This window comes from Ralstonia edaphi, assembly GCF_958350185.1.
Lineage (GTDB): Bacteria > Pseudomonadota > Gammaproteobacteria > Burkholderiales > Burkholderiaceae > Ralstonia > Ralstonia edaphi.
In genome coordinates this window covers 1-9,843 of sequence record NZ_CATWHI010000014.1, presented here as the reverse complement: position 1 = coordinate 9,843, position 9,843 = coordinate 1, and the positions used below count along the sequence as shown (strand labels likewise).

Annotated in this window: 6 protein-coding genes and 2 riboswitches; of the genes, 1 reads left to right on the top strand and 5 read right to left on the bottom strand. The window is 65.0% G+C overall.

Annotated elements, in window-relative coordinates; all coding sequences use genetic code 11:
- Positions 1-155 precede the first annotated feature (155 nt).
- The 5 genes from R2669_RS24765 to R2669_RS24745 form a co-directional block, all read right to left on the bottom strand.
- Entirely contained in the window at positions 156-1,532 is a 1,377-nt protein-coding gene (locus R2669_RS24765) for an L-serine ammonia-lyase (protein ID WP_316902505.1), read from the bottom strand.
- A gap of 149 nt (positions 1,533-1,681) precedes the next feature.
- The gene (gene gcvP / locus R2669_RS24760) at positions 1,682-4,621 is read right to left on the bottom strand and encodes an aminomethyl-transferring glycine dehydrogenase (RefSeq protein WP_147218750.1); all 2,940 of its coding nucleotides are present in this window, start codon (positions 4,619-4,621) and stop codon (positions 1,682-1,684) included.
- Between the two features lie 68 nt (positions 4,622-4,689).
- Entirely contained in the window at positions 4,690-5,070 is a 381-nt protein-coding gene (gene gcvH / locus R2669_RS24755; protein WP_147218752.1) for a glycine cleavage system protein GcvH, read from the bottom strand.
- Positions 5,071-5,117: 47 nt separating this feature from the next.
- Positions 5,118-6,245 carry a glycine cleavage system aminomethyltransferase GcvT gene (gcvT, locus tag R2669_RS24750; protein WP_316902503.1) on the bottom strand — a complete coding sequence of 376 codons (1,128 nt, stop codon included), beginning with the start codon at positions 6,243-6,245 and terminating at the stop codon, positions 5,118-5,120.
- Between the two features lie 129 nt (positions 6,246-6,374).
- Positions 6,375-6,502: riboswitch (glycine riboswitch) on the bottom strand.
- Between the two features lie 12 nt (positions 6,503-6,514).
- Positions 6,515-6,612: riboswitch (glycine riboswitch) on the bottom strand.
- Between the two features lie 400 nt (positions 6,613-7,012).
- A complete protein-coding gene (locus tag R2669_RS24745; RefSeq protein ID WP_027678500.1) occupies positions 7,013-7,339 on the bottom strand; it encodes a hypothetical protein in 327 nt (108 codons plus the stop codon).
- Positions 7,340-7,612: 273 nt separating this feature from the next.
- Between R2669_RS24745 and R2669_RS24740 the strand changes: the two genes are divergently transcribed.
- Positions 7,613-9,745, top strand: coding sequence for a UvrD-helicase domain-containing protein (locus tag R2669_RS24740; protein WP_316902500.1), 2,133 nt, complete (start codon positions 7,613-7,615; stop codon positions 9,743-9,745).
- The last annotated feature ends 98 nt before the right edge of the window (positions 9,746-9,843 follow it).

Genomic DNA, 9,843 nt, shown 5'->3' with positions numbered 1-9,843 from the left:
CTCCGCCCGGTTACGCAAATTCAAGGAATCCTTCGCCATCTCGGGCGCGCCTTTCTTTTGCTTACTTTTCTTTGGCAAGACAAAGAAAAGTGAGTCGGTCCCGGCAGGGAACGAAAGGGAGATGGACCACCAACGCAAAAACCACAGACCAAATATCAGCACTCCACAATATTCACCGCCAACCCCCCCCGCGCCGTCTCCTTGTACTTCGTCTTCATATCCGCCCCCGTCTCGCGCATCGTCTTGATCACGGAGTCGAGCGAAACATAATGCGTGCCATCCCCCCGCAACGCCATGCGCGCCGCATTCACCGCCTTCACCGACGCCATCGCATTGCGCTCAATACACGGAATCTGCACCAGCCCGCCAACCGGGTCGCATGTCAGCCCCAGGTTGTGCTCCATGCCGATCTCCGCTGCGTTTTCGACCTGCGCAGGCGTGCCGCCCAGCACCGCGGCCAGCGCGCCCGCCGCCATCGAACACGCCACGCCGACTTCCCCCTGGCAGCCCACTTCCGCGCCCGAGATCGACGCGTTCATCTTGTACAGCATGCCGATCGCGCCGGCGGTGAGCAGGAAATCCACGACGCCGTCGTCATTCGCGCCGGGCACGAAGCGGTCGTAGTAATGCATCACGGCCGGGATGATCCCGGCTGCGCCGTTGGTCGGCGCCGTGACGACGCGCCCGCCCGCGGCGTTCTCTTCGTTCACGGCAATCGCATACAGGTTCACCCAGTCGATCACCGACAGCGGATCGGATAGCGTGCGTTCGGCCTGCACCGTGAGCCGCGAATACAGCTCCGCCGCGCGGCGACGCACGTGGAACGGGCCCGGCAGTTCGCCTTCGGTGCGGCAGCCGCGCGACACGCACGCCTGCATCACGTGCCAGATGTTGAGCAGGCCGGCGCGCACTTCGGCTTCGGTGCGCCACGTCAATTCGTTTTCGAGCATCAGGCGGGCAATGGACTTGCCCGTCGATTCGCACATCGCCAGCAATTCCTTGCCGCTGCGGAACGGATGCGGCAACTGGTCGTGCGCGGCCAGCACTTGCGTATTCGGCGCACCGGCCGTGACGACAAAGCCGCCGCCCACCGACAGGTAGCGCGCCTCGCGCAGCCGCTCGCCGGCCGCATCGAAGGCATGGAACTTCATGCCGTTCGGGTGCTCGGCCATCGCCTCGCGGCGATAGAAGGCGATGTGCTCCTTCTCGGTGAAGCGCACCGGGTGGCGGCCCAGCAGCGACAGCGACTGCGAGGCGCGCAGCGCCGCCAGCTTGTCTTCGATGGTGTCGGGGTCGATGGTGTCCGGCGCCTCGCCCATCAGCCCGAGGATGACGCCGCGATCGGTGCCGTGGCCCTTGCCGGTGGCGCCGAGCGAGCCGTACAACTCGACGCGCACGCTGGCGACTTGCGGCATCAGGCCGTCGGCTTCGAGGCCCGAGGCGAACATCAGCGCGGCGCGCATCGGCCCGACGGTGTGCGAGCTGGACGGGCCGATGCCGATCTTGAAGAGGTCGAAAACAGAAACAGCCATGGGGTAAGGCTCCGGGGGGCGTTTTGCAAAAGGGGCGAGTCGGCTTGTGGCCGCCCGCGTTCGGGTTGTTCAGACGCAAACGGCCGCCCCGTGGTGCGAGGCGGCCGCCTGAGGCGCGGCGCGATGGCAATCGCGCTGGGTCGCCGGCTTTAGTCTTGCGCGTACTCGCTCATCGGCACGCAGGCGCAGAACAGGTTGCGGTCGCCGTAGACGTTGTCGGCGCGGCCAACCGGCGGCCAGTACTTGCGTGCGCGCAGCGATGCCACCGGGTAGGCGGCCTGCTCACGCGTGTACTTGTGCGACCAGTCATCGGCCATCACCACGGCTGCGGTGTGCGGCGCGTGCTTGAGCGGATTGTCTTCGCGGTCGAATTCGCCCGAGATCACCTTGTCGACTTCGCCGCGGATGGCGATCATCGCGTCGATGAAGCGGTCGAGTTCCACCTTCGGCTCGCTTTCGGTCGGCTCGATCATCAGCGTGCCCGGCACCGGGAAGCTCATCGTCGGTGCGTGGAAGCCGAAGTCCATCAGCCGCTTGGCGATGTCTTCGTTGCTGATGCCCGATTCCTTCTGCAGCGGACGGATGTCGAGAATGCACTCGTGGGCCACCAGGCCGTGCGCGCCCGTGTACAGCACCGGGTAGTACGGCGCGAGACGCTTGGCCACGTAGTTGGCCGACAGGATGGCCGTCTCGGTGGCGGCGGTCAGGCCCGCGGCGCCCATCATCGCGATGTACATCCACGAGATCGGCAGGATCGACGCCGAGCCGAACGCCGACGCCGACACGTTACCGATGTTTTTGCTCGCGTCTTCACCGGAAGCCGCGCGCCCCGGGAGGAACGGCGCGAGGTGCGCACCCACGGCCACCGGACCAACGCCCGGGCCGCCGCCGCCGTGCGGAATGCAGAACGTCTTGTGCAGGTTCAGGTGCGAGACGTCGCCGCCGAAGTGGCCCGGCGCGGCGGTGCCGACCATGGCGTTCATGTTGGCGCCGTCCACGTACACCTGGCCGCCGTGGCTGTGCACGATTTCGCAGACGCGCTTCACGCCTTCCTCGAACACGCCGTGCGTGGACGGGTAGGTGATCATGATCGCCGCGAGGTTCTTGCTGTGTTCGGCCGCCTTCTTCTCCAGGTCGGCCAGATCGACGTTGCCGCGCTCATCGCAGGCCACGACGACCACCTGCATGCCGGCCATCTGCGCCGATGCGGGGTTCGTACCGTGCGCCGACGACGGGATCAGGCACACGTTGCGGTGCGCTTCGCCACGGCTGGCGTGGTAGGCGTGGATGATCAGCAGACCGGCGTATTCGCCCTGCGAGCCGGCATTCGGCTGCAGGCTCACGGCGGCGTAGCCGGTGGCGGCGCACAGCATCTGCTCGAGCTGGTCGATCATCTCGCGGTAGCCGACAGTCTGGTCGGCGGGCGCGAACGGGTGGATGTTCGAAAACTCGGGCCACGTCACCGGCAGCATTTCTGCGGTGGCGTTGAGCTTCATCGTGCACGAGCCCAGCGGGATCATCGTGCGGTCGAGCGCGAGATCCTTGTCGGCGAGACTGCGCAGGTAGCGCAGCATTTCGTGCTCGGAGTGGTGCGCGTTGAACACCGGGTGCGTCAGGTACGCGCTCTGGCGGATGAGCGAGGCCGGATACGCATCGGCGACGCCCGCTTCGGTCTGGTCGAAGTCCGGCGCGCTCGCGTGGGCGGCATGCGCGAAGACTTCCCACAGCGCCACGACATCGGCGCGCGTGACGGTCTCGTCCAGCGAGATGCCCAGTCGCGCGTCGTCGATCTGGCGCAGGTTGATGCCGCGCGCCTGCGCAGCGATGTGCAGGTTGGCGGTGCGCGGGCCGGTGGCGACGGTCAGCGTGTCGAAGAAGGCATCGGCTTCCAGCGTGTAGCCGATCGCGCGCAGGCCGGCGGCCAGCGTGGCGGTCAGGCGGTGCACGCGCTGGGCGATGCGCTTCAGGCCTTGCGGGCCGTGGTAGACGGCGTACATCGACGCCATCACGCCCAGCAGCACCTGCGCGGTACAGATGTTCGAGGTGGCCTTCTCGCGGCGGATGTGCTGCTCGCGCGTTTGCAGCGCGAGGCGGTAGGCCGGGTTGCCTTGCGCATCGATCGTCACGCCGACCAGTCGGCCCGGCATCGAGCGCTTGAACGCATCGCGCACGGCCATGTAGCCGGCGTGCGGGCCGCCGAAACCGAACGGCACGCCAAAGCGTTGCGTGTTGCCGATCACCACGTCGGCGCCCCATTCGCCCGGCGCGGCCAGCAGCGTGAGCGCCAGCAGGTCAGCCGCGGCAACCACCAGGCCGCCGGCGGCGTGCACGGCGTCCGTCAGCGCCTGGTAGGTCGCCAGATCGCCCAGCAGCGCACCGTTGGCGCCCGGGTATTGCAGCAGCACACCGAACGCGTCGTGCTTGGCAGCGTCGGCCGCCGGCCCGGTCACCACTTGCACGCCGATCGGCTCGGCGCGGGTGCGCACGACTTCCAGCGTTTGCGGCAGCACGTCGTCTGCCACGAAGAACACGGTCGACTTCGACTTGCCGATGCGCTGCAGCAGCGTCATGGCTTCAGCCGCGGCGGTCGCTTCGTCCAGCATCGACGCATTGGCGATGTCCATCGCCGTCAGGTCGATCACCATCTGCTGGAAATTCAGCATCGCTTCCAGACGGCCCTGCGAGATTTCCGGCTGATACGGCGTGTAGGCCGTGTACCAGGCGGGGTTTTCGAGGATGTTGCGCAGGATGACGCCCGGCGTGTGCGTGCCGTAATAGCCCTGGCCGATCAGGCTCTTGACCACGCGGTTCTGCCCGGCGATGCCGCGCAGCTTGGCGAGGGCCGCTTCTTCGGTCAGGGGCTGCGTGAATTCGCCCAGCGGCATGCCGTCCTGGCGGCGGATGGCCGGTGGGATCACGGCGTCGATCAGCGCGGCGCGGCTGGTGTAGCCGAGCGTGCCGAGCATGGCGGTCTGCTCGTCGGCAGACGGGCCGATGTGGCGGTGCGCGAAGGCGTCGCGCGCCTCCAGGTCAGCCAACGTCGGGCGTTCGGCGGCAAGCGCCGAGGAAGCGGGGTGCGGAGCGTTCATGGCAAGGGCTCGAAATTCAGGCAAAGCGCCAATGTGCGGGTCAGGCACATCGGCTTGGGGTGACCGGCTTAGCCGATCTTGGCTTCGTAATCAGCAGCCGACATCAGGGCGTTCACGTCGTCGGCGTTGGTCGGCTTGATCTTGAACAGCCAGGCGTCGTAGGCGCCTGCGTTCACGGATTCCGGTGCGCCGGCTGCGTCGGCGTTGTTGGCGATGATCTCGCCCGAGACGGGGGCGTAGATGTCGGAGGCAGCCTTGACCGATTCGACCACGGCAATCGCTTCGTCCTTGGCAACGGCGCGACCGGCTTCCGGCAGCTCCAGGAAGACGATGTCGCCCAGCGCGTCCTGCGCGAAGTCGGTGATGCCGATGGTCAGCGTGCCGTCGGCTTCAACGCGGATCCACTCGTCGTGTTCGGTGTACTTCAGATCGGCGGGGACGTTGCTCATGAAAGGTTTCTCCGGAAGATGGGTATTTGGGAATGCAGATTCGATGTTCAGCTGACCAGCGCCTTGCCATTGCGCACGAACGGCAGTTTAACCACAGTCGCGGTCAACTTGCGGTCGCGAATTTCGACCTGTACGTCGGTGCCGATGGCCACGTCCTTGGGCAGGCGCGCCAGTGCGATGGACAGCGACAGGCTCGGGCTGAACGTGCCGCTGGTGATCTCGCCGTCACCGGCGGCGGTGATGACTTTCTGGTGGGCGCGCAGCACGCCGCCCTTGTCGCGCAGGATCAGGCCGACGAACTGCTCGCGCTGGCCGCCGGCTTGCAGCGCGGCCTTGCCGGTGAAGTCGCGTTCGCTTTGCAGGTCGACCGTCCAGGCGAGGCCGGCGTCGAGCGGGGAAACATGCTCGTCCATGTCCTGGCCGTAGAGATTCATGCCGGCTTCCAGGCGCAGCGTGTCACGCGCGCCCAGGCCTGCCGGGCGCACGCCGGCCTGCAGCAGGCGCTCCCAGACGCCCGCGATCTGCGAGGCCGGCACGACGAGTTCGAAACCGTCTTCACCGGTGTAGCCGGTGCGGGCGACCATGACCTCGCCTACGTTTTCCACGGTGACGAAGCCCGCGTTGAACGGCTTGAGCGCATCGCCCACGGCCTGCGTGCCGGGCAGCGCGGCGTAGGTCTTGGCGCGCGCGTTCGGGCCCTGCACGGCCAGGATGCCCAGCGGCTCGGCGCCCGCATTGTTGTCGGAGCGGCGCGGCGTGATGGTCACGTCGGTGCCGGCGGCGGCGTTCTGCGCGACGATCCACTCCAGGTCGGTCGGTGCCGTGCCGGCGTTGACCACCAGGCGGAACCAGTCTTCGCGGAAGAAGTAGACGATCAGGTCGTCGATCACGCCGCCCTTGGGGTTCAGCATGCAGCTGTAGAGCGCCTTGCCGGGCGTCTGCAGCTTGTCGACGTTGTTGGCGAGCAGCCCACGCAGGAAATCGCGCACGCGCGCGCCGGTGAGGTCGACCACGCACATATGCGAGACGTCGAAGATGCCGGCATCTTGGCGCACGGCGTGGTGCTCTTCGATCTGGGAGCCGTAGTTGACGGGCATGTCCCAGCCGCCAAAGTCGACCATGCGGGCGCCCAGCGAGCGGTGGATGGCATTGAGCGGCGTGTGTTGGAGCGTCATGGAATCTCTCGGCTGAGTGCGCCGCCGTGGCTTGGGCGCGGCGCATGGATCGGGAACCAGAAAAGCAAAAAGGCCACCCGCGCAGCCTGATCCCTCATGGTGACGCCATGAAGATCAACAAGCTGCGCAGATGGCCCCTCTGTCCTTGGTACCTGAGAGATTGCGAAGCGGTGCGCATAGCGGTGCGCGCCGTTCGTGAGCCCCTTCGGTGGGCGCCCGCAGTGGTCGTGCGGCGCCAGCTCTCCAGAGTGCGGTCGGACGCATGTCCGCCGATCCGCCCGGTCCTGGATGCCTGAGAGTTTTCGGGTGCTACCCCTTCGGCGGCGCCTTGCCGTGTACGGCGGGCACGCTCTCCCGGATGGATGGGCGGAATTTACGGAAGGGGGATGGGATTGTCAATTGGGGTGGACTTGGCGGTTTCGGGTTGGGGGGAGGGCTGGATTTTTTGTGCTTGTGGTCCATCCCCCTTTCGTTCCCTGCCGGGACCGACTTACTTTTCTTTGTCTTGCCAAAGAAAAGTAAGCAAAAGAAAGGCGCGCCCGAGATGGCGGAAGACTCCTTGAATTTATGTCGCAGGGAGGGGAAGGGAAAAACTCGCTTCGCTCAGACAGTTTCCCTTCCTTTTTCCTCCCTGCAACAGAAATTCAAGGCGCCATCTAGGGCAGGAACGTCAAAGGCCAAAGACAACGGCCACACCGTCGGGGCGCGGGCGGGAGCGCCTTGTTCGGGTGTGGTCGGAGTGCGGGTGTGGCTGCTCTTGCTTTGACTTACTTGCCGATTTGGCGGCTGACTTGGTTTTCCTGCTGGTTCAGCGTGCGCTGTTCCTGTTTGGTGATGTGCCCACCGTTTTGGGCGGCCATGTCACGCTCTTCCTGGCGAATCTGGCGGTCTTCCTTGTGCAGCTGGCGCGCCTGGCTCTTGGTGATTTCGCCTTCCTTCACTTCGTTGTGGATGCGCTTGTTCTGGTTGGCGAGGCGGTGGTTGACCTCGGCGCGGCGCGGGTGGTCCTTTTGCCATTGCGTCTGGGCGAAGGCGCCCGTGGTGGCAGACAGGGCGACGGCGCTGATGGCCAGGGCTTTGACGATGCGGTTCATGGTGCGTTCTCCGATGAGCGGCCGACCGATTCAGCCGCTGTCCCGTCCATAACGGCGTGCTGAGGAGCGCCGTGTACGGCGTTCGTGTAACGGCGCGTAAGCGATGTAACGCCCCTGCGAAAAGGGAGGGGCGCAAACGCATACGGTGCGGTATCGGGCACCTCCGCTGGCGCCCCGGTGAAGGGTTTGCCATCTGCTCAATCGACGCAAAAGCGCCGTGCTACCATCGCCCTCCGCTGTCGTTCCCGCCTGCTTTTTCTTCCGCCTGTCCCCATGTCTTCCGGTCTCGCCCACGGGCTCAATGCAGCCCAATCCGAAGCTGTGCACTACCTCGACGGCCCATGCCTGGTGCTCGCGGGGGCGGGCTCGGGCAAGACGCGCGTGATCACGCAGAAGATCGCGCACCTGATCCTCGACAAGGGCTTCGAGCCCAAGCACATCGCCGCCGTTACGTTTACCAACAAGGCGGCCAAGGAAATGCAGGAGCGCGTGGCCAAGCTGATGGACGGCAAGACACGCGAAGACGGCAAGCGCATTCCCATCAAGCAGTTGACGGTCTGTACGTTCCACTCCCTTGGCGTGCAGATATTGCGCGCCGAGGCTGAACACGTCGGCCTCAAGCCGCGTTTCTCGATCATGGATTCCGACGATTGCTTCGGCATGATCCAAGAGCAACTCGCGACGACCGACAAGCAGCTGATCCGCCGCGTGCAGAGCACGATCTCGCTGTGGAAGAACGGTCTCGTCGATCCGGACACCGCGATTGCCGAGGCGCTCGCCAACAACAACGTCGACGACCACCAGGCTGCGCTCGTCTACCGCAACTACGTCGCGACGCTGCATGCGTATCAGGCGGTGGATTTTGACGACCTCATCCGCATTCCCGCCGAGCTGTTCGCGCGCAATGAAGACGTGCGCCTGAAGTGGCAGAACCGCCTGCGTTACTTCCTCGTCGATGAATACCAGGACACCAACGCCTGCCAGTATCAGCTGCTGAAGCTGCTCGCGGGCGGTTCGCACCTGCGGGCGCCGGCCTTCACGGCGGTGGGCGACGACGACCAGGCCATCTACGGCTGGCGCGGCGCGACGCTCGACAACCTCAAGCTGCTGCAGACGGATTTCCCGAACCTGAAGGTGATCAAGCTGGAGCAGAACTACCGCTCCACCGTGCGCATCCTGAACGCCGCGAACGCAGTCATCGCGCAGAACCCGAAGCTGTTCGAGAAGACGCTGTGGAGCGAGCACGGCATGGGCGATGCCATCAACGTGACCAGCGCGAATGACGAAGAACACGAAGCCGAAAGCGTCGTCTTCAAGCTGTCCGCCCACAAGTTCGAGCGCCGCGCGCAGTTTCGCGATTACGCGATCCTGTATCGCGGCAACTTTCAGGCGCGCCTGTTCGAGCAGATCCTGCGCCGAGAGCGCATTCCGTATGTGCTCTCGGGAGGGCAGAGCTTTTTCGACAAGGCGGAGATTAAGGATCTGTGCGCGTATCTGCGGCTGATTGCCAATGCGGATGATGATCCTGCGTTCATTCGCGCCATCACCACGCCCAAGCGCGGCGTGGGCAATGCGACGCTGGAAGTGCTGGGCGCATTCGCGGGACAGGCCAAGGTGTCGCTGTTCGAGGCGGCGATGATGGGCGGCATCGAAGCGCAACTCGCGCCGCGCCAGCTGGAGCCGCTGCGGGTGTTCTGCGAATTCATCGTGCGGCTCTCGGACCGCGCCGCCAAGGAGCCCGCCGCCACGCTGCTCGACGAGATGATGGAAGGCATCCACTACGAGGCCTACCTGTACGACACCTACGACGAGCGCCAGGCGCAGAACAAGTGGACCAACGTGCTGGAGTTTCTCGACTGGCTCAAGCGCAAGGGCACCAAGCCGGAGAAGGATGACGACGAAGGTGACGACAAAGAGGCCACCGGTTTCGACAACGCCGATGGCCTGATGGACACCGGCAAGAACCTGCTGGAACTCACGCAGACCATCGCGCTGATCAGCATGCTCGAAGGCAAGGAAGAGGATCCGGATGCGGTGCGCCTGTCCACGCTGCATGCGAGCAAGGGGCTGGAGTATCCGCACGTGTTTCTGGTGGGTGTGGAGGAAGGCATCCTGCCGCATTGTCGTGAAGACGACGACCTGACCGACGAGAAGATCGAAGAAGAGCGGCGGTTGATGTATGTGGGCATCACGCGGGCGCAGCGCAGCCTGCATATCAGTTGGTGCAAGAAGCGCAAGCGAGCGCGGGAGACGGTGGTGTGCGAGCCGTCGCGCTATATCGCTGAGATGAAGCTTGGGGAGGATGCTGGGCCGACGCCGGAGGACACGATGCCGGCGATGTCGCCGAAGGATCGGTTGGGGGCGTTGAAGGGGTTGTTGGCGGTTAAGAAGACTGTGGTTTCGTGATTGGGTTTTGGGTTTTGGGTTTTGGGTTTTGGGTTTTGGGTTTTGGGTTTTGGGTTTTGGGTTTTGGGTTTTGGGTTTTGGGTTTTGGGTTTTGGGTT